This is a genomic window from Flavobacterium pectinovorum, from assembly GCF_900142715.1.
GTDB lineage: Bacteria > Bacteroidota > Bacteroidia > Flavobacteriales > Flavobacteriaceae > Flavobacterium > Flavobacterium pectinovorum.
Map to the genome: position 1 here is coordinate 332030 of NZ_FRBX01000001.1, position 23641 is coordinate 355670.

At 32.2% G+C, this 23641-nt stretch carries 18 protein-coding genes; 14 read left to right on the forward strand and 4 right to left on the reverse strand.

Annotated features, from left to right (window positions below):
* Positions 1-30: 30 nt before the first annotated feature.
* From BUE22_RS01230 to BUE22_RS01250, 5 genes are read left to right on the forward strand one after another with little or no spacing between them, the layout of a single operon-like run.
* Positions 31-633 carry a trimeric intracellular cation channel family protein gene (locus BUE22_RS01230; protein ID WP_073393134.1) on the forward strand — a complete coding sequence of 201 codons (603 nt, stop codon included), beginning with the start codon at positions 31-33 and terminating at the stop codon, positions 631-633.
* Between the two features lie 18 nt (positions 634-651).
* The gene (locus BUE22_RS01235) at positions 652-1629 is read left to right on the forward strand and encodes a GNAT family N-acetyltransferase (RefSeq protein ID WP_073393136.1); all 978 of its coding nucleotides are present in this window, start codon (positions 652-654) and stop codon (positions 1627-1629) included.
* 15 nt (positions 1630-1644) lie between these two features.
* Positions 1645-2811, forward strand: a complete 1167-nt coding sequence (locus tag BUE22_RS01240) for a DegT/DnrJ/EryC1/StrS family aminotransferase (RefSeq protein WP_073393137.1) — start codon at positions 1645-1647, stop codon at positions 2809-2811.
* A gap of 18 nt (positions 2812-2829) precedes the next feature.
* Complete coding sequence (locus BUE22_RS01245) at positions 2830-4149, forward strand: CDP-glycerol glycerophosphotransferase family protein (RefSeq protein ID WP_073393138.1); 1320 nt, start codon at positions 2830-2832, stop codon at positions 4147-4149.
* 55 nt (positions 4150-4204) lie between these two features.
* The gene (locus BUE22_RS01250; protein WP_073393140.1) at positions 4205-5650 is read left to right on the forward strand and encodes a lipopolysaccharide biosynthesis protein; all 1446 of its coding nucleotides are present in this window, start codon (positions 4205-4207) and stop codon (positions 5648-5650) included.
* Between the two features lie 91 nt (positions 5651-5741).
* Here the strand turns inward: BUE22_RS01250 and BUE22_RS01255 are convergent, their stop codons facing one another.
* Entirely contained in the window at positions 5742-6629 is an 888-nt protein-coding gene (locus BUE22_RS01255; RefSeq protein ID WP_073394249.1) for a glycosyltransferase family 2 protein, read from the reverse strand.
* 173 nt (positions 6630-6802) lie between these two features.
* On the opposite strand from BUE22_RS01255, the gene BUE22_RS01260 reads away from it, so the two are divergent.
* Positions 6803-7648, forward strand: coding sequence for a glycosyltransferase family 2 protein (locus tag BUE22_RS01260; protein WP_073393142.1), 846 nt, complete (start codon positions 6803-6805; stop codon positions 7646-7648).
* Positions 7635-8048: a sugar 3,4-ketoisomerase gene (locus BUE22_RS01265; RefSeq protein ID WP_073393143.1), complete on the forward strand. Its 414-nt coding sequence runs from the start codon at positions 7635-7637 to the stop codon at positions 8046-8048. Before BUE22_RS01260 ends, BUE22_RS01265 begins: the two co-directional genes overlap by 14 nt.
* Here the strand turns inward: BUE22_RS01265 and BUE22_RS01270 are convergent.
* From BUE22_RS01270 to BUE22_RS01280, 3 genes are read right to left on the reverse strand one after another with little or no spacing between them, the layout of a single operon-like run.
* Positions 8035-8967, reverse strand: coding sequence for a glycosyltransferase family 2 protein (locus tag BUE22_RS01270; protein ID WP_073393145.1), 933 nt, complete (start codon positions 8965-8967; stop codon positions 8035-8037). The two genes, BUE22_RS01265 and BUE22_RS01270, sit on opposite strands and share 14 nt — an antisense overlap.
* A 3-nt stretch (positions 8968-8970) precedes the next feature.
* A complete protein-coding gene (locus BUE22_RS01275) occupies positions 8971-9828 on the reverse strand; it encodes a glycosyltransferase family 2 protein (RefSeq protein ID WP_073393147.1) in 858 nt (285 codons plus the stop codon).
* Positions 9828-10511, reverse strand: coding sequence for a cell division ATP-binding protein FtsE (locus tag BUE22_RS01280; RefSeq protein WP_042566438.1), 684 nt, complete (start codon positions 10509-10511; stop codon positions 9828-9830). Before BUE22_RS01280 ends, BUE22_RS01275 begins: the two co-directional genes overlap by 1 nt.
* A gap of 369 nt (positions 10512-10880) precedes the next feature.
* Here BUE22_RS01280 and BUE22_RS01285 point away from each other — a divergent pair, with 369 nt between their 5' ends.
* From BUE22_RS01285 to gyrB, 7 genes are all read left to right on the forward strand, one after another.
* Entirely contained in the window at positions 10881-13895 is a 3015-nt protein-coding gene (locus tag BUE22_RS01285; RefSeq protein WP_073393149.1) for a tetratricopeptide repeat protein, read from the forward strand.
* A 129-nt stretch (positions 13896-14024) separates the two neighbouring features.
* Positions 14025-14888: a PhzF family phenazine biosynthesis protein gene (locus BUE22_RS01290; protein WP_073393151.1), complete on the forward strand. Its 864-nt coding sequence runs from the start codon at positions 14025-14027 to the stop codon at positions 14886-14888.
* 189 nt (positions 14889-15077) lie between these two features.
* Positions 15078-16832 (forward strand): TonB-dependent receptor, encoded by a 1755-nt coding sequence (locus tag BUE22_RS01295; protein WP_073393153.1) that lies wholly within the window; start codon positions 15078-15080, stop codon positions 16830-16832.
* Between the two features lie 148 nt (positions 16833-16980).
* Positions 16981-17430: a hypothetical protein gene (locus BUE22_RS01300; protein WP_073393155.1), complete on the forward strand. Its 450-nt coding sequence runs from the start codon at positions 16981-16983 to the stop codon at positions 17428-17430.
* Between the two features lie 399 nt (positions 17431-17829).
* Entirely contained in the window at positions 17830-19506 is a 1677-nt protein-coding gene (gene asnB, locus BUE22_RS01305) for an asparagine synthase B (RefSeq protein ID WP_042566371.1), read from the forward strand.
* A 237-nt stretch (positions 19507-19743) separates the two neighbouring features.
* The gene (gene asnB / locus BUE22_RS01310) at positions 19744-21360 is read left to right on the forward strand and encodes an asparagine synthase B (protein ID WP_073393157.1); all 1617 of its coding nucleotides are present in this window, start codon (positions 19744-19746) and stop codon (positions 21358-21360) included.
* Positions 21361-21674: 314 nt separating this feature from the next.
* Positions 21675-23615 (forward strand): DNA topoisomerase (ATP-hydrolyzing) subunit B, encoded by a 1941-nt coding sequence (gene gyrB / locus BUE22_RS01315; protein WP_073393159.1) that lies wholly within the window; start codon positions 21675-21677, stop codon positions 23613-23615.
* Positions 23616-23641: the final 26 nt, after the last annotated feature.

A 23641-nucleotide genomic window follows, 5' to 3' on the forward strand; every position in this document is an offset into this window, starting at 1 on the left:
GGCCTCTGAACCTTTGAACCTCAAAAAAGAATGTTTCATTTATTAGATATTATTGGTACAATGGCCTTTGCCATGTCTGGTGCTTTAACGGCAATGCATAAAAAACTGGATCCGTTTGGTGTTTTTATTATTGCTTTTGTGACAGCAGTTGGCGGCGGAACGCTTCGTGATGTTTTAATAGGAAGAACGCCTGTGGGCTGGATGCTGAATTTGCAATATGTTTATGTCATTATTTTAGGTTTTGGTCTTGCGATTCTTTTTAGAAAAAAGTTTGATAAACTGCGTACTTCCTTATTTTTATTTGATACAATTGGTCTTGGTGTTTTTACTTTAATTGGTCTTGAAAGAGGAATTATGACAGGTTTACATCCTGTGATTTGTATTGCTTTAGGAACAATGACAGCTTGTTTTGGCGGTGTAATCAGGGATATTTTGTGTACAGAAATTCCAACTATTTTTAGAAGGGAAATTTATGCAACGATTTGTATTTTTGGAGGAATAGTGTTTTTTGGATTAAGAAAACTGAATTTAGAAGATGATGTTTTATATCTTGTAACTTCGGTTGTAATTATTACAGTACGATTAATGGCCGTAAAATTCAAATGGTATTTACCTGCATTTGATCATAAATAAGAAAAAAAAGCAAAAATATTGGCGACATATACCATAAAGAAATACGAACAAAACGATAGCAATACCTGGAATGAGTTTATTGCTCAGGCCAAAAATGCAACGTTTTTATTTCATCGTAATTTTATGGAATACCATCAGGATCGTTTTGAAGATTTTTCGCTTTTAGTTTTTGAAGATGAAAAATTAAAAGCTGTTTTGCCAGCCAACATAAAAGAAAATTTTGTGTACTCGCATCAGGGATTAACTTATGGAGGTTTGGTTTATAAAGAAGAAACAAAACAAGCTTCGATAATCGAAATTTTTCAGGCTATTTTGTTTTTTTTGAATGAAAATAACATTCAAAAATTACATATAAAAACACTTCCGTCTATTTATCATCTTAAACCTTCTGATGAAATTTTATACAGTTTGTTTTTGGCAGAAGCCAAAATGATAAGACGCGATTCGCTTTCGGTTATTGATTTATTACAAGAAAATAAAATTTCGAAAATACGCAAGAGAGGTATTCAAAAAGCAGTTTCGAATCGTTTAATTATTAAGGAAGAAAATGATTTTGAATTATTTTGGAATGAAGTTTTAATTCCAAATTTAAAAACGAAACATAATGCAAAACCTGTTCATTCAGTAGAAGAGATGAATTCTTTAAAAGCTCATTTTCCTCAAAATATTCATCAGTTTAATGTTTATTCAGAAGATAAAATTGTGGCCGGAACAACTATCTTTGAAACTAAAACCGTTGCACATTGTCAATATATCTCAAAAAATGAAAAGCAGGAAAATTTGGGAAGTTTAGATTTTTTGTTTCAATATTTGATAAAAGAAAGATTTGCTGAAAAACGTTTTTTTGATTTTGGAATTTCAAATGAAAATCAAGGAAAAAACCTCAATGAAGGATTATCATACTGGAAAGAAAGTTTTGGCGCAAGTACAATAATTCATGATTTTTACGAAGTTGAAACTTCAAATTATAATAAGTTAAATGGTATTTTTGTTTAACCAATTAAAAATAGAATGATACCATTTCTTGATCTTAAAAAAGTAAACGAACCATACGAAGCTGCTTTTCAGGAAAAACTGAAATCAATTTTAAGTAATGGCTGGTATATTTTAGGAAAAGAAGTTGAAACATTTGAGAAAGCTTTCGCCGAATATTGCCAAACCCAATATTGTATAGGAGTTGGGAATGGTTTTGATGCTTTAGTTTTAATTTTTAAAGGTTATATTCAATTAGGGAAATTGCAAAAAGGAGACGAAGTTATTGTTCCTGCAAATACTTATATTGCAAGTGTTTTGGCGATTTTGCAGACAGATTTAGTTCCGGTTTTGGTTGAGCCAAAATTAGAAACCTACAACATCAATCCTGATTTGATTAGGGAAAAAATCACTTCAAAAACAAAAGCAATTCTGGTTGTTCATTTATACGGACAATTGGCTGAAATGGCTGAAATAAATAGAATTGCAGACCAAAATAATCTTTTAATAATAGAAGATGCAGCGCAATCTCATGGAGCGGCTGCAAATTCCAATAATTTTATCCCGAAGCATCGGGACCAAATTCCAAATGCATCGAATGTTACGCTGAGCGATCCCGAAGCTTCGGGAGAAGAGTCATCAGGTGCAAAAGCATATAGTTTTTATCCAGGGAAAAACTTAGGTTGTCTAGGCGATGGAGGAGCAATCACAACCAACGATTTAGAATTGGCAAAAGTGCTTTTTTCGCTTCGAAATTATGGTTCTGAAAAAAAATATTACAACGAATATGTTGGCGTAAATTCAAGATTAGACGAGATTCAGGCTGCTTTTTTAAATTTAAAATTACCGAATTTAAATGCTGATAATGATAAACGCCGAAAGATTGCAAAGCGTTATTTAGCTGAAATTAAAAACGAAAAAATTATCCTGCCTTTTTGGGATTTTTCAGAAAATCATGTGTTTCATTTATTTGTTATTAGAACAGAAAATAGAGAAGAATTGCAAGAATATTTAAAGCAGAATAATATTCAAACTGTAATTCATTATCCAGTTCCTCCACATAAACAGAAAGCATTTCCGGAATGGAACAATTTGTCTTTTCCAATTACAGAGAAGATTCAAAATGAAGTTTTGAGTTTGCCGATTAGTCCTGTTTTGACAGAAAGGGAAGTTAGTTTTGTAATTGAAGTTTTAAATAGATATTAGTTTTGATTTGATAAAAAAATGAGAGAATTAAAATTAATTATTAAGAGATATGTACCTAAAAAAATATGGTTTTCGCTTATTAAGATTTATAATTTTACAAAGCTCAGAGCTTTATATGAATTATATTTGATAAAAAGTGCACCCAAAAAACATCAAAAAGCACTTCAAATTGTGAGAAAAAAAAAGAAAGTAAAAGTTGCTTTCTTTTTAATTCATCAATCTGTTTGGAAATATGATGTACTTTTTGATTTAATGTTGAAGCATCCCCGATTTGAACCCCAAATTTTTGTTTGTCCTGCCGTAAATTTTGGTATGGAAAATATGTTGTTTGAAATGAATAAATCATTTGAAGCGTTTAAAAAGAAAGGATTTAACCCGATTAAAACCTATAATGAGGCAACAGGAGAATATTTAGATGTTAAAATTTTTTTTTCTCCGGATATAGTATTTTACACTAATCCTTACGAGGGTTTACAGGATTATAGATATTATATAACTCAGTTTTCAGATACTTTAACCTGCTATGTTCCTTATGCTATTATGATGGTTGATTTTGAGTTTATTTATAATTTAAAATTTCACAATCTTGTTTGGAGAATTTTTTCAGAAACACCTATTCACAAAGAAATAGCATCACAAAAACAAAAAATTAAAAGCCAAAATTCTGTTTTAACGGGTTATCCGGGATTTGATCAGTTATTAATCAATAAAAAACCTAATGATGCTGTTTGGAAAAATAAAAATCCTAATTTAAAAAAGATTATATGGGCACCACACCATTCAATGGACGAGTTAAATAAAGTGGCAAATTTTTTAGAATATTATGATTTCTTTTTTGAATTGGCCGATAAGTACAGTGATAAAATACAGATTGCATTTAAGCCGCATCATTTATTAAGAATTAAGTTAGAGCAAGAGTACTGGGGCAAGGAAAAAACAGATATTTATTATAATAAATGGGCAAAACTTGCAAATGGGCAATGTGAGAATGGAGATTATATTGATCTTTTTTTAACATCAGATGCATTGATTCACGATTGCGGTTCATTTATGGCTGAATATCTTATTACAGAAAAACCATCCCTTTTTATGGTTAGAAATGAATCTGTTATGGAACATTGGAATACTTTTGGTAAAAAAGCAATAGTGGCACATTATCAATCCCGAAATAAGGAACAATTGATAAATTTTATCGAAAATGTTGTATTGAACAAAAATGACTGGATGAAAGAGGAAAGAAATAATTTTGTACAAACTAATCTTATTCCAAAAAATAAATTAACTGCATCCGAAAATATATTGGAATATTTGGAGGATCAGATATTTAAAGGTATTTGATACGTAGTTATGAAAAAGATGACTATTATAATTTGATCGAAAAAAATTTACATAAATGCAAAATACCTCTTTAAAATCAACTGCAACAAAAGGGATTCTTTGGTCAGCGGTGGACAAATTTGCAGTTCAGTTGGGGCAGTTTGTTGTAGGTATAGTGCTTGCCCGGATTTTGCTTCCTGAGGATTTTGGTTTAATAGGAATGTTGGTCATTTTTATAGCGATCTCCCAAACTTTTATTGAAAGCGGACTGGGCACAGGTTTAATTCAGCGTCAAGCCAGATCAGATGTTGACTTTTCCACTTTGTTTGTGTTTAATTTACTTGTAAGTGGTTTTTTTTATTTAGTTCTGTTTTTCTCAGCACCTTTAATTTCTGCTTTTTTTGAGCAGCCCCGTTTAACAGACTTAACGAGGATTCTGAGTTTAAGTTTGTTTTTAAATGCTTTTGCAATAGTTCAACGAACAAAACTGACAATTCTGATTGATTTCAAATCCATAGCAAAAAGCAATGTAATTGGAATGGTCGCGGGAGGTTTATGTGGCATAATGGCTGCTGTAAATGGATTTGGAGTTTGGTCATTAGTAATTCAAATGCTTATGAGTTCTTTGGCTTCGTCAATGTCTTTATGGTTTTTAAGTAATTGGAGACCTTCCATTGCTTTTTCTCAAAAATCTTTTAAATCTTTATTTGGCTATGGTTCAAGGCTTTTAATGGCCGGATTGTATGCTCAATTGCTAAATAATGTTTATAATATTTGTTTAGGAAAATTTTATTCTACCGCTTCATTAGGATATTATACAAGAGCGAAGAGCATGGCGGATGTATCTGCGGGTACAATTGGAAGTATATTACAGCAAGCTACATTTCCAATTCTAACATCGGTTCAACATGATAAAGAGAAATTAGCCTCTATTTGTAGCAGAATGATTCGTATGTCAGCTTTTTTCATCATTCCCCTTATGACTCTTATAGCTTTACTTGCTACGCCAATTGTAACTCTATTACTTACTGATAAATGGATTTCTCTAATTCCACTTTTACAATGGCTCGTTTTTTCACGTGTTTTTCTGCCTATAAGTGTAATGAATTTGAATTTATTAAATGCTGCTGGACGACCTGATTTATACCTGAAAGTTGATTTGTCTAAACTGCCTATAACTCTGATAGCAATGATAATTACAATTCCTTTAGGAATAAAAGCCATAGTAATTGGACATGTTATTACTTCGGCTCTGTTTTTTGTTATGAATACCTATTTTCCAGGAAAGCTTTATGGTTATGGCCTAATACGTCAATTAAAGGATATGTTACCGTTTTTGATAGCCACAATAGGAATGGCAATCTCGGTATTTGTTATGTCTTGCTTTGTAGATAATTTAGTATTTGAGTTATTTTTTGGAGGTATCCTTGGATTGACAACTTATTTATTCCTTTGCTGGTTATTAAAGTTAGAGGAACTAAAAGAGGTTTGGCAATTATTTTTGAAGTTTAAGAAAGAATAACATTCTAACAAATTGAATTTTAAGAAATAACTTCGTTTTCCAAAATGTTCGGGAATTGTAAATGATTTTTAAAACAGAAAATGTAATGAATTTAGGAAAACCTCAATCTTAGTTCTAAAGGAATATATTTAATAAACAACCAAATGTCAAATGTTTTATAAGCTTTCGTCATTTCATAATGCAGCCTTTTTAATAATGCTTTATTTTCGATTTTGGTCTTATTTAAGGCGATAGCTTTCTTAATAACAAGATAGCTGGAATGATTTATTTTTCTGGTTCTTCGATTAAATTTTTTATAAAACTGATTTCCTAATGAATTTTTTACTTCTCTTTTTTGAACTAAAACAGCATCAATAAATTCAAAATTATAATTTCTGGAAGTTCTAATCCAAAGATCTAAATCTTCGTAAGCCAAATTTTCGTCGTAGCCTTTTAATTCTTGTAAAACATCTCGTTTTACCATCGAAGAAACAGAACAGATCATACTGCTTTGATTTAACATTGATAAATAAATATCCCCCGATGCCGGCTTTATCAATGCTTTTTTTTCAACACCCACTTTATAATAATAACGAAGATGATCTTTGTTTTCTGAAATTATTTCTGCATTTCCATAAACAATTGCTAATTTTTTCTGTTTAGAATTTAAAAATGTATTTACTTGTGTCTCCACGCAATTTGGCAGTAAAATATCGTCAGCAGCTAAATCAATTATATAATCACCTTTGGTAAATTGAAGTGCTTTATTAAAAGTTTTGGTATTCCCTAAATTACTTTCGTTTACAATAAATTTGATATTAGGATGATCTTCCAGCCAATTTTTAATTGTTTTTTCAGAGCCATCAGTACTATAATCATCGGCAATAATAAGTTCGATGTTTCCATAACTTTGGCTCAAAACTGAATTCAAAGCTTCAATTACAAAATTTTCATGATTGTAACACAAACAAATAATACTGACTAAAGGTAGGTTTTGCATAAAAATCATCAAAAGTTGAAATGGAATTTCTGATTGAAAAGATCAAAAATAAAAATATTATACTGGTTTATGATACTATTTTATTTATTCTAATATTAAGCTTAAGTAAAAATTAAAAGAGATGTTTTTAAAATATACTCTTTTTCGTTTAGTATTTTTACTTTTGTTTGAATATGAAACATACAGAGAGTAGCTTTTTTAATGATACAGACGTCGAAATTTTAATTTCTACAATGAATAGAAATTCATTAGATTTTTTGTTGCCGATGTTTCCGATTTCGCATTTCTCTAATTTTTCAATTTTAATTATCAATCAAACAACAAGCGAAACAATTTTAACTTCAGGTTTTCCTAATGTCAGAGTCATAAATTCGTTTGAAAATGGGTTATCTAAAAGCCGAAATTTAGCATTTGAAAATGCTATCGGAAAAATTCTTGTAATAGCAGATGATGACGTAGTATATCAAGAAGGATTTATCGGCAAAATAATAAATGCTTACAATAAATTTCCACATGCAGCGGTAATAAATTTTTGTGCTATAAATTCAGACGGAAATTTGATGAAGAATTATCCTTCTCAATCTAAAAAGGATTTGAATACTTTTGATATTTTAAATACCAGTTCCATAGAGATAACACTTAATAAATCAATTCTTGAGCAAGAAAAAATTCGGTTTGATGAAAATTTTGGATTAGGAGCTATTTTCGAAATGGGTGAAGAAGCTATTTTTCTATTTGATTTTAAGAAAAAAAATAAGAAGCTTTTGTTTGAACCTCAAATCATTGTTAAACATGAGAACCTTTCTTCTTCAGATAAAAAAAGTATTCCTGAAAGATATTATATACAGGGCGCATTATTTACAAGAATTTTCAAAAGGAACTATATTTTTTGGATCTTTATTAAATTATTTTTTGACTTAAAGCAGCGTAAAATAGAATTTAGAAATATCAAAAATGCCCTAAAAAGTGCCAAAAAGGGACATCAAAAATTTGAAAGAATGCAATATGAAAACAAATAATAAAGGAGTTCAAATTATATCAATCCCAAAAATAGAAGAACGAAGAGGAAATCTGTCTGTGATAGAAAATGACACAATTCCTTTTGATATTAAAAGGGTATATTATTTATATGATGTGCCAACAGGTTCAGAGCGTGGTGGGCATGCTCATAAAAATCTTCAACAATTTTTGGTGGCTTTAAGCGGGAGTTTTGATGTTGTCTTAAATGATGGGAAAGAAGAACAAATTGTTACCTTAAACAAGCCATTTGAAGGTTTATTGATTAACTCGGGGATTTGGAGAGAACTTCGAAATTTTTCTTCAGGTTCAATTTGTTTAGTCGTAGCTTCAGAAGTTTATATTGAAGACGATTATATTAGAGACTTTGATGAGTTTATAAAGTATTCTAATTATAAATAGAAAAATTAAAACCATTCTTTCTTAAAAACTGTTTTATTTTTAATAAAAAAATTAAAACAAACCTCGGTAAAAAGTATATTAATCTGGTTTTAAAAGGAATATTTTCTTTTAAAATATTTTTAAATAATTCTTTCGATTTTTTGTCATTCCTGGCAATTTTATATTGCAAGGCATATTCTAATCTGTAAGTATCAAGATATTTTTTTAGGCTTGGATTACTTTTTTCTTCTTGTTTATAATCCTTAAAATCGTTCAATTTTTTGTCTAATATTGGAGTTTTTGAAAGACTGTCTTCAATATAATGTAAGTAAGATGCTGTAACTTTATTGCTTATCGCTACAGGATATTTTGATGCAATTCGAATCCACATATCAACATCTTGCCCGCTTGATATGGTAGGTTTAAAGTAACCTGTTTTTTCAAATACACCTTTAGGTATTACAATTGAAGATGATGTAGCAATAGGATAAGGCAGGCTGGTTTCAAAATAATCTGGAATAATACCTTCATAATCTGCAGAAATTCCTTTAAATGTTGGAATGTCATTTTTTCCATTATTAAATACTAATTCATAGCGTGAGGCAAAAATTCCGGCATTTGGAAAATTTTGGATTAGGGCATTTAATATTTCTAAATGATTGGGCATCCATAAATCATCTGCATCCAAAAAAGCAATATATTCATATTTTGCATTTTCAATTCCGAGATTTCGGGCTACAGATGCGCCTTGATTTTTTTGGTTAAAAAGCTGTATGCGGCTGTCGTTAAATCCTATTACTTTTGTGACACTATCATCTGTCGAACCATCATTTATTACAATAATTTCATAATCTGCAAAAGTTTGATTGAGAACACTTTTTAAAGTGTTTTCAATATAATTGGCTTTGTTGTACAACGGAATAACAATCGAAAAGGCCATGGATTATTTTTTTAAAGTACAATAATAACCTAATTTATAAAGGTCGAACAAAAACAAAGAAGGTTTTTTTGAAAATAAATTCCGTTCAATTCTGGTTTGATTTTTCCTGAAAAGAAAAGCCGAAAATTGCGTTAATTTTAGTTTTCTCAAAAATTCAAATGAAGTTGTAATTTTGTTTTCTTCTTTCTTTATTTTTTTTGAATCATAAAGAAACACAAGGTTTTCTAAAGCAATTTTTGTTTTATTTAGAAATGCTTTTGAAGTTTCTAAATTGAGATGAAAGGTTGGATTATCTATTTGAGAAATCTTAAAATGACTGGCTTTCAAGACCGAGAAAAAAAGCAAATCTTCATAACCATATTTTGTAATGGATTCATCAAAAGGATATTGAAGAAACACTTCTTTTTTAATTATTAAATTAGAAGTCAAAATTGTCACCGTTTCTCTTTTATTACCATAAACCCAGCGTAAAAGCTGGTCATTTTCCGGTTTTTTATCTTCATAAATAATTCCCCCAAAAAGGATATTATTTTTCAAATTTGAAATAGCATCAATATACTTTTTTACAAAATCATTTTGAGCTGGAAAAGTATCGCAATCTAAAATAAGCAACCAATCGTAAATTGCTTTTAGAGAAAGGGAATTAATGTTTTTTCCTCGTCCCAAATTAGTTTCATTTACAAAAAACGAACAATTCGGAAGAAGATTAATTTCCTGATTTAAAATGTTTACAGAAGAGTTTGATGCGTCGTCCTGACATAGAATTTCAAAATCAATTCCGTTAAAACTACATTGTTTTACTAACTCATTTACAAGAGGTAAAATATTATAATTATAAACCGGAATTAAAATAGAAAGCATTATACGCTACGTTGCACCACCTCAAATATTCTCTCATCTTCACATTTTAATGTTTTAGATGGAAACTTCATCAATAAGGCATAATCGTGTGTTGCCATAATAACCGTTTTACCGTTTGCGTTGATTTTTTTCAACACTTCAAGAACTTCAGAACTTGTTTGAGGATCAAGGTTTCCGGTTGGTTCATCGGCAAGAATAAATTCAGGATCGTTAAGCAAAGCTCTTGCAATCGCAACACGCTGTTGTTCACCACCAGAAAGTTGGTGTGGCATTTTGTTCACAAAATCTTTCATTCCTACCTTGTCCAGAACTTCATCAATTTTATGTTCCATGGCTTCTTTTTCAGTCCAGCCGGTTGCTTTTAGAACAAAAAGCATATTATCTTTTACAGAACGGTCCGGAAGCAATTTGAAATCCTGAAACACGATTCCGATTTTACGTCTCAAATACGGAATTTCACTTTCTTTTAAAGTTGCCAAATCAAATTCAACAATATGACCTTCACCTTCCGTTAAAGGCAAATCTCCATACAAAGTTTTCATGAAACTACTTTTTCCTGAACCTGTTTTTCCGATAATGTAGATGAATTCGCCATGCTGAACATCTAAATTGATATGAGATAAAATTTTTCTTCCTTCCTGATATATAGTGACTTCCTTAAGAGATAGTACGGTTTGTGACATAATAAATTCAATTTTAATGGTAAAAGTAAGAAGATAACGGTTGGATTCAAAATAAATTTTAATGATTTGTCATGAAGGGCCAATAAAATAAAGATACGAAATAGAATCTAACCTGAGGCATAAAAGTACAGTTGATCTAAAGCTCCCCAAAAAAAATACAGAATAAAGATGCAGTTTTTTAAGAAGTTACAAATAGGTTCTTTTTTTATTCCTTAGAAATGTTTATTTTAGAAAGTTTGAAAACCAATATTTTGTGACGCCACAAGCTTTAAAATAACAACTATTAAAAATTTTGTTCATAATAAAAGCCTGAAACGTTTCGTTATAAACGGTATAATATGATACATTTGAATACTAAATATAATTAAAATGCGTAAACTTTCCTGGTTCTTTTTACTCCAATTTGTCCTTTTTTCGACCATAGTTTCGGCACAAAAATCAGCTATATATACTTACGATTTAAAGGATTTTGACAAAGCACTGGCTTTATATAATGACAAACAATACGCTTCGGCACAACATATTTTTGAGTATGTAAAAAACCACGCCACGACTGAAGAAGTTCAGTCAGATTGTGCTTATTATATCGCAAATTGCGCCATTAGGACCAATCAGGCAAATGCCGATGAATTGATGGAAAAATTCGTTGCAGATTATCCAACAAGTACCAAACAAAATCAGGCATATATAGAGGTTGCTCATTTTTTCTTCGAACAGGGAAATTACCCAAAATCCCTGCAATGGTTCGACAGAGTGGATGAAAGTTATATGAGTAAATCTGATCAGGATAAATTTAATTTCCAGAAAGGATATAGCTATTTTAATGCTAAAAATAAAAAAGAAGCTACAACGTATTTTAACAAAGTCGTGAATTCACCGGAATTTGGTTCGCAAGCCAAATACTATTTAGGTTTTATGGCTTATGAAGGCGACGATTATAAAGAAGCTACCAAATATTTTGACGAAGTTTCAGGCGAAGAAAAATACAAAGAAAAGCTTTCCTATTTTCAGGCTGATATGAATTTTAAATTAGGAAATTTTCAAAAAGCAATCGATTTGGGACAGGCTGCGATGAGTAAATCGAATGAACTTGAAAAATCGGAACTGAATAAAATTATCGGAGAAAGTTATTTCAACCTAAAACAATACGGTAAAGCAATTCCGTATTTAGAGCAATACGCAGGCCGAAAAGGAAAATGGAATAATACCGATTTTTACCAATTAGGTTACGCTTATTACGAACAAAAAGAATATGAAAAAGCCATTTCACAATTCAATAAAATTATTGAAGGAAAAGATTTCGTGGCACAAAACGCGTATTATCATTTAGGTTTGGCGTATTTAAATACAGGCAAAAAGCAAGAAGCTTTAAATGCTTTTAAAAATGCTTCTGAAATGGATTTTAACGCACAAATTCAGGAAGATGCAGCTTTAAATTACGCTAAATTAAGTTATGAAATAGGAAATGCTTATCAAACCGTTCCGGGAATTTTACTTGATTTCTTAAAAAAATACCCAAATAATCCAAGCAAAGCCGAAGTAGAAAAATTATTAGTAGACTCTTATATTTCTTCTAAAAACTACAAAGAAGCTTTGGTTTTATTAGAGAAAAACAGAACACCGGAGAATAAATTAGCGTACCAAAAAGTGCTTTTTTACAGAGGTTTGGAATTATATAATGAATCAGATTATTCAGAAGCATTAAAGATGTTTAATGGGGCAGTTAAAGAACAAAAAAATCCGGAGTATACAGCTCGTGCAACTTTTTGGAAAGCTGAATGTGAATATCTTAAAGACGATTTTCAGGCGGCTTTAATAAGCTATAAACAGTTTGCAGGTTTATCAGGAGCTAAAACTACAGACGAATACAAAAACATCAATTATAATATTGGATACACGTATTTTAAATTGAAAGAATACGATCAGGCAGCCAATTCATTTCAGGCGCAGATTGATAATTCAAAACAAGATAAAGTTCGCTTAAACGATTCTTATTTACGTTTGGGTGATTGCCGATTTGTAACTTCTAAGTACAGTCAGGCGATGGAAGCTTACGCAAAAGCAATTGAAGCGAAAGGTGTTGATGCAGATTATGCGCAGTTTCAAAAAGCGATTTCGTACGGATTTATGTCGAGAAACGATAAGAAAATCGATGAGTTGAATAATTTCCTTCAGATGTATAAAAAATCAGAATATCGTGATGATGTTTTGTTCGAATTGGCCAATACTTATGTAACAGACAAAAAGAACGATCAGGCAATAAAAACCTACGATCAGTTAATTTCTGAATATAAAAATGGTTCATTTACTTCAAAATCAATTTTAAGACAAGGTTTAATTTATTACAATTCAGATCGTGATGATCAGGCTTTGGTAAAATTTAAAAAAGTAGCGGCAGAATTTCCTAAAACTCCCGAAGCTTTAGAAGCAGTTTCTACAGCAAGATTAATCTATGTAGATTCAGGAAAAGTGGATGAATATGCAACCTGGGTACGTACTTTAGACTTTGTTGCCGTAACAGATGTTGATTTGGATAACGATACTTACGAAGGTGCTTTTAAACAATACAGTCAAAACAACAGCAAACAGGCAATCGTTGGTTTTACAGGATATGTTACCAAATTCCCATCAGGAATGCATGCGCTTGAAGCTAATTTTTATCTGGCACAATTGCTTTATGCAGAAGGTTCAGAAACAAAATCGGTTGCTAATTATCAATACGTAATTGGTCAGCCAAGAAACGAATTTACAGAACAGGCATTGACGAGATTATCTCAAATTTTCTTAAAAGCGAAAGACTGCGATAAATCGATTCCGGTTTTACTGCGATTAGAAAATGAAGCAGACTATCCTCAAAATAAAAGTTTTGCTCAGGCAAATTTGATGAAATGTTATTATGACAAAAAAGATTATGACAATTCAGTTGTTTATGCTGACAAAGTGTTACAGAATGCAAAAGCAGATGCCAATGTAAAATCGGATGCACAAATTATCGTGGCGCGTGCCGCAATGCAAACCGGCGACGAAGACAAGGCAAAAGCAGCTTACGCTAAATTATCGGCGACATCAAAAGGAGAATTGGCGGCAGAAGCGTTGTATTATGATGCTTATTTTAAAACGAAAGAAGGCAAATTTGATGCATCGAATGTTGCGGTTCAAAAATTGGCTAAAAATTATTCTGGTTACAAATATTACGGAGCAAAAAGTTTAGTCTTGATGGCAAAAAACTTTTACGGATTAAAAGACAGTTATCAGGCAACTTATATTTTGGATAACGTAATAAACAATTTTACAGATTATCCGGATGTGGTTGAAGAAGCAAAAAGAGAATTAAGCGCTATCAAATTGGAAGAGTCTAAAACCAATTCGTCGATTACTAAGTAAGAAGCAAGAAAATAGAGCAAAGAGTATAGAAAATAGAATAAAGAAAATAGAATAAAGAAGATAGATATAAGAGCAAAGATTGGAAAGTCTATTCTCTATATTCTATTCTCTTAAAATCTTTTAAGAAAAATGAGTTTACCTTTTTATATAGTTGATGTTTTTACAGATAAAAAATATGCCGGAAATCAGTTGGCAGTTTTTTTAGATGCCGGAAATTTGAGTTCGGAAGAAATGCAAAAGATTGCGCGCGAAATTAATTTTGCCGAAAGTACTTTTGTAACCAAGCTTGATAAAGAAAATAATAAGGCAGAAATTAAAATATTTACACCATCTCAGGAAATGCAGTTTGCGGGTCATCCGATAATTGGAACTTCATGGGTTTTGATCAATAAAATATTTGATAATTCTCCTGAAAGCATAACATTAAATGTTCCGATTGGACCAATTTCAATTCATCAGTCGAGTGATTTGATTTGGTTAAAAGCGGCACAGCCAAAATTCTGGGATGTTTTTTCGAAAGAAGATTTCCCATCGTTTAGTAATCTGAAAAAAGAAGATTTCGAAAATCAGTTTCCAATTCAGGAAGTTACAACCGGGAGCGCTTTTGTCATGGTTGGATTAAGCAGTAAAAGAGCATTGGAAAATTTGGTTTTAGATAAGGATAAAACAGATGAATGGCTGAAAAAGCATTGCAAAACAACACACAGAGGTTTGTATTTTTATTATTTGGAAGGCTCAAAACTGTTCAGCAGAATGCTGTGTATTGAACATAATCAGTTAGTTGAAGATGCAGCAACAGGAAGTGCAAGTACATGTCTTCAGGCTTTTCTTTTGAAATATCATAAACCTGAATTTGAATTAATCAATTATCAGGGAGATTATATCAACCGTCCGTCGCAAATTCATTTTAAAGGAAAATTAACCGAAAACGAATTTGATATTAAAATAGGAGGGAATGCCCAGTTTGTCGCAAAAGGGGAGTGGGAGGTTTAATTAAGAATATAGAATAAAGAGAATAGAATAAAGAAAATAGATTTTAGAATAAAGAACATAGAGAATAGAATATAGATTTAAAAATAAAAAAAAACAAAGAGTTGAAAGAATCAAGATGTAGGCAAAAGTCTATTTTCTTTATTATTTTCTCTATACTCTTAAATCTCTATACTCTCAAAAAAAATAAATATGAAAATTAATTTCCAGAATAAAACTATCATTTTGATTTTGCTGTTTGTTTTTCAGCTTTCGTTTGCACAAAAGAAAGAAGAAACCATTGGTACTGAAACTGTAAATGTGGTAAAACCTTATTCGCCAACAATATCGGATGCTTTTAAAGTAAAAGAAACACCATCGTTGGACGACTCGGGGAATCAGGCAAAAGAAACTATAAAATACAGTATATTATCAGTTCCTGTAGCGTCAACATTTACTCCATCAAAAGGTAAAGCAGCCGGTGTTGATAAATCAAAACAAGAACGTTTATTTAATAATTATGCGACTTTGGGTGTTGGAAATTATGGTACATTAAATGCTGAATTATTCGTTACACAGGATTTGGGAAATAACGATTATGTTGCGGGAATGTTTCGCCATCACTCATCGCAAGGCGGAATTAAAGATGTGTTTTTGAATGATGAATTTTATGATACAGCATTAAATGTGGGTTACGGACAAAACAATCGCGATATGTCATGGAATATTGATTTAGGATATCAAAATCAAATTTACAATTGGTATGGTTTACCGGTCGATTTTGGCTCAACTTTATTGCCGCAGGATCGTTTTATTTTAATAGATAAAATTAATCCTAATCATTCTTATAATACTATTTCTTTAGGAGGAAACATCGATTTTACAGACGGAATTTTTAGTAAAGTTGCTACGAGATTTACACATTTCTCGGATAGTTTTTCTTCTTCAGAAAATCGTTTTTACGTAAAACCGACTTTTAAAGTTGATGTTATGGATCAGTCAATTAACACTAATGTTATTATTGATCACGTAAGCGGAAGTTTTGAGAATAATTATTTTCAAAATAGCGGACAACCTATAAAATACAGTCTTACTAATTTTGGAGTTGAACCAAGTTTTGTTGTGAATGAAAATGACTGGACTTTAGAATTGGGAGCGGGATTATATTATGGATTAGATTCTGAAAACAGCGGAAACAAGTTTTATATCTATCCAAAAGTAAATGCTTCGTATAAATTGGTTGGAGATTTAATGATTTTTTACACGGGAGTAAATGGTGGTTTAAATCAAAATTCATATGCTGATTTTGTTACCGAAAATCCGTTTTTGTCACCAACTTTAAACATGAGACCATCAAGTACGCAATACAATGTTTTTGCAGGTTTAAAAGGTAAATTAGCAAATAATGTAAGCTATAATTTGACAGGGTCTTATTTGAATGAAAAAGATAAAGCTTTGTTTAAAAGCAATGATTATACAGAAGATATTACAAATCAAAATTATGCTTACGGAAATTCGTTTGGAGTTATTTATGAAGACATCAGAACTTTTCGTTTTTACGGAGAATTAAAAGCTGATTTTTCTGAAAATGTAACTTTCGGAATCAACGGAACCTTCAATAGTTATAAAACAGATGGCCAGTTAGAAGCATGGAATTTACCAACTATGAAGTTAAGTTCTAGTCTGGATGTAAATATTACAAAACAATGGTACGCTGGTTTAAATGTTTTTTATGTGGGAGAACGTAAGGACATGCAATCTAACTTAGATTTACCTACAGAACCAACTGTAGTTTCGTTAAAAAGTTATTTTGATGCGAATGCTCATTTGGGATATAAATTCAGCGATCGTTTGACTTTCTTCTTAAAATTAAATAATATCGGAAATCAGGCTTACGAAAAATGGTTAAATTATCCTGTTCAGGGATTCCAGGTTTTAGGCGGAGCAAATTATAAATTCGACTTTTAGTTTTTTGCCGCGAAGGCGCTAAGGCACGAAGATTTTTTTTAAAATTTTTAAGCCACGAATTCACCAATTTAGATTAATCTTATTTGTGAATTTGTGGCTTACTTTTTTTTACGATCTTTGCGACTTAGCGCCTTTGTGGCAAAATATTATGACATTTAAGCAAAAAATACATTCTTATTATTTACAAATGGTTCAGGACCGAATAGATGTTTTTAGAGACATGATTTCGGCTTTGACCGAAGATTCTAAAAACGATGCCAAAGGTTCTGCCGGCGATAAGCATGAAACGGCTTTGTCGATGATGCATATCGAACAGGAAAAACTAACCAATAAATTAAAAGAAGCTATAACTCAAAAAGCTATTTTAGATAAAATAGACCCCTCAAAAACAACGGAGAATATTATTTCAGGCAGTTTGGTTAAAGCAAACGGAATTCATTTGTATTTGAGTGTTGCACTTCCTAAAATTACAATTGACGGTATAAATGTAATTGCGCTTTCTCCGCAATCTCCTTTGGGGGCACATTTAATGGGGAATAAGGTTGGGTTTCAATTTGAGATTAATAAAACGCATTATACTATTGAGAGTGTTTTGTAGATAAAGATTCTATAAGACCTTTGTCAAAGTTTTAAACTTTGACAAAGGTGCGCATGCGCACAATCTTGTTATCCTTCGTTTCTCAGATGAAAAAACGTAAACAATAATTTCAGAACAACTGTGATTCGTTTCCTTAACAATCTTTCATCATATCTTAAATATCCGAAAGTATAATTCAAAGAATCATCAAAAACAGTAAATTTTATCGTTGTTTTACTTCAAAAATTAAAATTTTCAAGTTCGGGGCGTTTTTTTATGCTAAAATTTTACATTTAATATGTAAAATTAAGTTTATGGTTTAAAATTATAACTGAAATAGGTCTTTGTGTTTTTCAATTATAACCAATACCGCATCTTTGCCCTATCAAAATAAAATTTACAAATAAAAAATATATAATTATGTGCGGAATCGTATGTGCCTTTGATCTAAAACAAAAAGCAGAAACCTTAAGACCTCAAGTATTAGAAATGTCTAAAATCATTCGTCACCGTGGACCAGACTGGAGCGGGATTTATAGCAATGATAAAGCAATTCTTTCTCACGAGCGTTTGGCGATTGTTGATCCGGCTTCGGGAAAACAGCCTTTATTTACAGAAGATAAAAAATTGGTTTTGGCTGCAAATGGTGAAATATACAACCACAGAGAATTACGCAAACAATTTGAAGGAAAATATAACTTTCAGACTGAAAGTGACTGCGAAGTTATTTTGGCACTTTACCAGGAAAAAGGACCTCACTTTATTGATGAAATGAACGGAATCTTTGGATTTGCAATTTATGATGTTGAGAAAGATGAGTATTTTATTGCTCGTGATCATATGGGAATTATTCCATTATACATTGGGTGGGATCAGCATGGAACTTTTTATGTTGCTTCTGAATTAAAAGCTTTAGAAGGATATTGTACAAAAATCCAATTGTTTCCTCCGGGACATTATATGACGAGTAAAGATGGCGAATTTGTACAATGGTATAAAAGAGACTGGACAGAATATGATGCAGTAAAAGACAACGAAACAAGTATTCCTGCTATTAAAGAAGCTTTAGAAGCAGCGGTTCACAGACAATTGATGAGTGATGTTCCTTACGGAGTTTTACTTTCTGGAGGTTTAGATTCGTCTATTACTTCGGCTGTAGCCAAAAAATTTGCGCAAAAACGTATTGAATCTGATGATACTACAGATGCCTGGTATCCACAATTGCACTCTTTTTCAGTTGGATTGGATGGTTCTCCTGATTTAGCTGCAGCTCAAATCGTTGCAAAACATATCGGAACAATTCACCACGAAATTAAATTTACAATTCAGGAAGGTTTAGATGCCGTTCGTGATGTAATTTACAACTTGGAGACTTATGATGTAACTACGGTAAGAGCTTCAACACCAATGTGGTTAATGGCGAGAGTTATTAAATCAATGGGAATTAAAATGGTGCTTTCGGGTGAAGGTGCAGATGAGTTGTTTGGAGGTTATTTATATTTCCACAAAGCACCGAACGCAAGAGAATTTCACGAAGAAAACGTTCGTAAATTAGGTAAATTACATATGTACGATTGTTTGCGTGCCAACAAAAGTTTGGCAGCTTGGGGAATCGAAGGTCGTGTGCCGTTTTTAGATAAAGAATTTATGGATGTTGCGATGCGCATCAATCCACAAGATAAAATGATCAACAAAGAACACCCGATGGAGAAATGGGTTGTTCGTAAAGCTTTTGAAGACATGCTGCCTGAAAGTGTAGCATGGAGACAAAAAGAGCAATTTTCTGATGGAGTAGGATACAGCTGGATTGATACTTTGAAAGAAGTGGTAGCTAAAGAAGTTTCAGATGAACAATTGGCAAATGCGAAATATAAATTCCCGTTACAAACGCCAACTTCAAAAGAAGAATATTACTATCGTTCTATCTTTGCAGAACATTTCCCTAGTGATGCAGCTGCTTTATGCGTGCCACAGGAAGCAAGTGTGGCTTGTAGTACAAAAATTGCGTTGGAGTGGGATGAAGCTTTCAAAAACATGAACGATCCTTCTGGTAGAGCGGTTGCAAGTGTGCATGATGATGCTTACGAAAAAGCATAAACTTAGTTACTTAATATTTTAGTTATTAGAAAAACGTTCTCAGTTTCTGAGGACGTTTTTCTTGTCTAAAAATGTTAATTTGTAATATTTCAATTACTTGAAGATAATTATTAGCAATTATTTAACTTTCTTTTTTATATTTGACATTCCCCAACAGAATATTTTAAATTTAGTTTTTTTTGCTAAAATAAACCTGCACCACTATTTAAAAAAATAAAGAATAAAAAATACAATCGTATGTCTGGAATATTGGCCGTTATAGGCAAAGGAAAAGACCCGCAACTCGTAAGAGAGCTTTCTAAAAGAATGTCGCATCGTGGGCCTGATGAAAGTGATTTTCAAATCCTGAAAAATGGCAGTATTATTTGTCATGAAAGTTTAGCGATTGTCGATTTACAATCGGGGAAACAGCCAATTCAGGGGACAAAAGATGCATGGGTAATTCATGATGGAGAAATTTATAATTATCAGGAACTGAAAAACGGAGTTCTGAAAGAGCATACGTTTAGAACAAAGTCAGATTCTGAAGTTATTGTGCATTTATATGAAGAATTTGGATATGATTTTTGCAATAAATTAGATGGTGACTGGACTTTTGTAATTGTTGATGGAGACGATTATATTGCGGGAAGAGATCCAATGGGAGTAAAACCATTGTATTACGGTCTGGATGAAAGAGGAAGGATTTATTTTGCATCTGAAATGAAATCAATTGCAGATCAGTGCAAAACATTTTCAACTTTCCCTCCAGGGCATTATTATACACCTAAAAAAGGTTTTGTAAAATATTACCAGCCTGAATATGAGGATTATGAAAATGCAAATCAGGATCTGGATTTACAATTAATCAGAGAAAGCCTTACAGAGGCTGTTCGTAAACGTCTGATGAGTCAAATGCCTTATGGTGTCTTACTTTCCGGAGGTTTGGATTCTTCTTTGCTTTCTGCAATTGCTTCCAGATTATCAGCAGAAAATGGTAAAAAACTACAATCTTTTTCTATTGCTTTAAATGCTGATGCGCCAGATGCAAAAGCAGCCAGACAAGCAGCGGAGTTTTTAGGTACAGATCATCATGAAATTCACTTTACGGTTCAGCAAGGTGTTGAAATTCTGGAAAAAATAATCTGGAATATTGAGACTTATGATATTATTTCGGTACGGGCAAGTGTGCCAATGTTTTTGTTGTCAAAAGTAATTTCAGAAAAAGGTATAAAAGTGATTCTTTCGGGTGAAGGAGCTGATGAAATTTTTGGTGGACATTTGTATTTTAGAAATGCCCCATCTACAGAAGAATTTCAGAAAGAAACTATCGAAAGAGTTCAGAAATTATTTACTGCCGATTTGCTTCGTGCTGATAAATCAACAATGGCAAATGGTATCGAAACCAGAATTCCGTTTTTAGACAAAGAATTTCTGGATGCTACTATTCGAATTAAACCACAAGAAAAACAGCCAAAAACGTACGATGGTATCGAAAAATACATTTTAAGAAAAGCATTTGATACACCTGAAAATCCGTATTTGCCAACAGAAATTTTATGGCGTCAAAAAGAGCAGTTTTCTGATGGGGTAGGATATAGCTGGATTGATGAATTGATCGAATATTGTGCAACTCAGGTTACAGATGCTCAATTAGAAGGTGCTGCTGCAGAATTTCCATACAATTCTCCAACAACAAAAGAAGCATATTTATATCGTTCTATCTTTCATAAATTTTACCCACAGATTAGTGCGGCGCAAACCGTTAGAAAATGGATTCCGAAATGGCAGGAAAATCTTGATCCAAGCGGAAGAGCAAATGCGGCTCACGTAAAAGCTGATGTTGAAATTTCAAAATCAGGAATTACGATTTAAGATTTTAAATTCCAAAAAAACAATAAATTTCAATACTGAAATTCCAAATTCCAAGTTGGAATTTATAAATATAAAATCCGAGATGATATTTAAAATCAGACTCGGATTTTTTTATTTCTAGCTTTTGGAATTTGGTCCCGATGCTTCGGGATAAAAAATTGGAATTTAAAACCGATAGTTCTATTTTTTATTGAGTTTTATTGATAATATGTTAATAACTTACGTGCTTTAAATGGGAATTTAACGGATATATAATTTGCGTTTTTATATATTTGCGTGTTAGACACTAATTACATTTTTTTAGAATAAATTATATGAGCGAAGAAATCAAGAAGAACAATTATTCAGCAGATAGTATTCAGGCATTAGAAGGAATGGAGCACGTAAGAATGCGTCCATCGATGTATATTGGAGATGTGGGAGTTCGAGGTCTGCATCATTTGGTTTATGAGGTTGTTGATAACTCTATTGATGAGGCGATGGGCGGACATTGTGATACCATTGGTGTTGCAATTAATGAAGATGGTTCGGTAACAGTTGAAGATAACGGTCGTGGTATTCCAGTTGATTTACATAAAAAAGAAGGTGTTTCGGCACTTGAGGTAGTAATGACTAAAATTGGTGCCGGAGGTAAATTCGATAAAGATTCTTATAAGGTTTCCGGAGGTTTACACGGTGTTGGGGTTTCTGTAGTAAATGCCCTTTCTGTTCATATGAAATCTACTGTTTTTAGAGACGGTAAAATCTACGAGCAGGAATACGAAAGAGGTAAAGCAATGTATCCGGTTAAACAAATCGGAGAAACAGATAAAAGAGGTACACGTCAGACTTTCTATCCTGATGATACAATCTTTACTCAAACTACAGAGTTTTCATATGATACTTTATCAGCTCGTATGCGTGAGCTTTCTTTCTTAAACAAAGGAATCACGATTACATTTACTGATAAAAGAGAAGTAGATGAAAAAGGGGAGTTTAAAGTTGAAGTTTTTCATTCAGACGAAGGTCTAAAAGAATATATTCGTTATTTAGATGGTAACCGTGAGCCAATTATCTCACACGTTATCAGTATGGATCACGAAAAAGGTGAAATTCCTGTTGAAGTTGCCTTGATTTATAATACAAGTTATACAGAGAATATTTTTTCTTACGTAAATAATATCAACACACACGAAGGAGGAACGCATTTACAGGGTTTTAGAAGTGGTTTAACAAGAACCCTTAAAAAATACGCAGATGCATCCGGAATGTTGGATAAATTGAAATTCGAAATTGCGGGAGATGACTTCCGTGAAGGATTAACAGCTATTATTTCGGTAAAAGTACAAGAGCCACAATTCGAAGGTCAGACAAAAACAAAACTTGGAAACAGAGAAGTAGTTTCTCCGGTTTCTCAGGCAGTTGGAGAAATGTTAGAAAATTATTTGGAAGAAAATCCAAATGATGCCCGTATCATTATCCAAAAAGTAATCTTGGCTGCTCAGGCACGTCACGCTGCTAAAAAAGCACGTGAAATGGTACAGCGTAAAACCGTTATGGGCGGTGGCGGATTGCCAGGAAAACTTTCAGATTGTTCTGAGCAGGATCCTGCAAGATGTGAGGTTTACCTTGTCGAGGGAGATTCGGCTGGTGGAACAGCAAAACAAGGTCGTGATCGTAACTTTCAGGCAATTTTACCATTACGTGGTAAGATTTTGAACGTGGAGAAAGCGATGCACCATAAAGTATTCGAAAACGAAGAGATTCGTAATATATTTACTGCTCTTGGAGTTACAGTTGGTACTGCAGAAGACAGTAAAGCCTTAAATCTTGAAAAACTAAGATATCATAAAGTAATTATCATGTGTGATGCCGATGTCGATGGTAGTCACATTTCTACCTTAATATTAACGTTCTTCTTCCGTTTCATGAAAGAATTGATCGAAGAAGGTCACGTTTATATCGCAGCACCACCTTTATACTTAGTTAAAAAAGGAAACAAAAAAGAATACGCATGGAATGATGTTCAACGTGATCAGGCGAATGAAAGAATGGGAGGAAGTGCCGCTATTCAACGTTATAAAGGTCTTGGAGAGATGAATGCTGAGCAATTGTGGGAAACTACAATGGATCCAAGTTTCAGAACTTTACGTCAGGTAACAATTGATAGTTTGGCAGAAGCTGATAGGGTTTTTTCAATGTTGATGGGAGATGAAGTACCACCACGTAGAGAATTTATCGAGAAAAATGCCGTTTATGCAAACATCGATGCCTAATAAATTTTAACACTACAGGATTCGTT

What these genes read in the sequence shown, in the direction of transcription:
- BUE22_RS01240 (WP_073393137.1), top strand. Translation starts at nt 1,645, where the DNA reads ATGATACCATTTCTTGATCTTAAAAAAGTAAACGAACCATACGAAGCT.
- BUE22_RS01275 (WP_073393147.1), bottom strand. Translation starts at nt 9,828, where the DNA reads ATGCTTTCTATTTTAATTCCGGTTTATAATTATAATATTTTACCTCTT.
- BUE22_RS01295 (WP_073393153.1), top strand. Translation starts at nt 15,078, where the DNA reads ATGAAAATTAATTTCCAGAATAAAACTATCATTTTGATTTTGCTGTTT.
- BUE22_RS01280 (WP_042566438.1), bottom strand. Translation starts at nt 10,511, where the DNA reads ATGTCACAAACCGTACTATCTCTTAAGGAAGTCACTATATATCAGGAA.
- BUE22_RS01245 (WP_073393138.1), top strand. Translation starts at nt 2,830, where the DNA reads ATGAGAGAATTAAAATTAATTATTAAGAGATATGTACCTAAAAAAATA.
- gyrB (WP_073393159.1), top strand. Translation starts at nt 21,675, where the DNA reads ATGAGCGAAGAAATCAAGAAGAACAATTATTCAGCAGATAGTATTCAG.
- BUE22_RS01300 (WP_073393155.1), top strand. Translation starts at nt 16,981, where the DNA reads ATGACATTTAAGCAAAAAATACATTCTTATTATTTACAAATGGTTCAG.
- asnB (WP_042566371.1), top strand. Translation starts at nt 17,830, where the DNA reads ATGTGCGGAATCGTATGTGCCTTTGATCTAAAACAAAAAGCAGAAACC.
- BUE22_RS01250 (WP_073393140.1), top strand. Translation starts at nt 4,205, where the DNA reads ATGCAAAATACCTCTTTAAAATCAACTGCAACAAAAGGGATTCTTTGG.
- BUE22_RS01265 (WP_073393143.1), top strand. Translation starts at nt 7,635, where the DNA reads ATGAAAACAAATAATAAAGGAGTTCAAATTATATCAATCCCAAAAATA.
- BUE22_RS01285 (WP_073393149.1), top strand. Translation starts at nt 10,881, where the DNA reads ATGCGTAAACTTTCCTGGTTCTTTTTACTCCAATTTGTCCTTTTTTCG.
- BUE22_RS01260 (WP_073393142.1), top strand. Translation starts at nt 6,803, where the DNA reads ATGAAACATACAGAGAGTAGCTTTTTTAATGATACAGACGTCGAAATT.
- asnB (WP_073393157.1), top strand. Translation starts at nt 19,744, where the DNA reads ATGTCTGGAATATTGGCCGTTATAGGCAAAGGAAAAGACCCGCAACTC.
- BUE22_RS01290 (WP_073393151.1), top strand. Translation starts at nt 14,025, where the DNA reads ATGAGTTTACCTTTTTATATAGTTGATGTTTTTACAGATAAAAAATAT.
- BUE22_RS01255 (WP_073394249.1), bottom strand. Translation starts at nt 6,629, where the DNA reads ATGCAAAACCTACCTTTAGTCAGTATTATTTGTTTGTGTTACAATCAT.
- BUE22_RS01270 (WP_073393145.1), bottom strand. Translation starts at nt 8,967, where the DNA reads ATGGCCTTTTCGATTGTTATTCCGTTGTACAACAAAGCCAATTATATT.
- BUE22_RS01230 (WP_073393134.1), top strand. Translation starts at nt 31, where the DNA reads ATGTTTCATTTATTAGATATTATTGGTACAATGGCCTTTGCCATGTCT.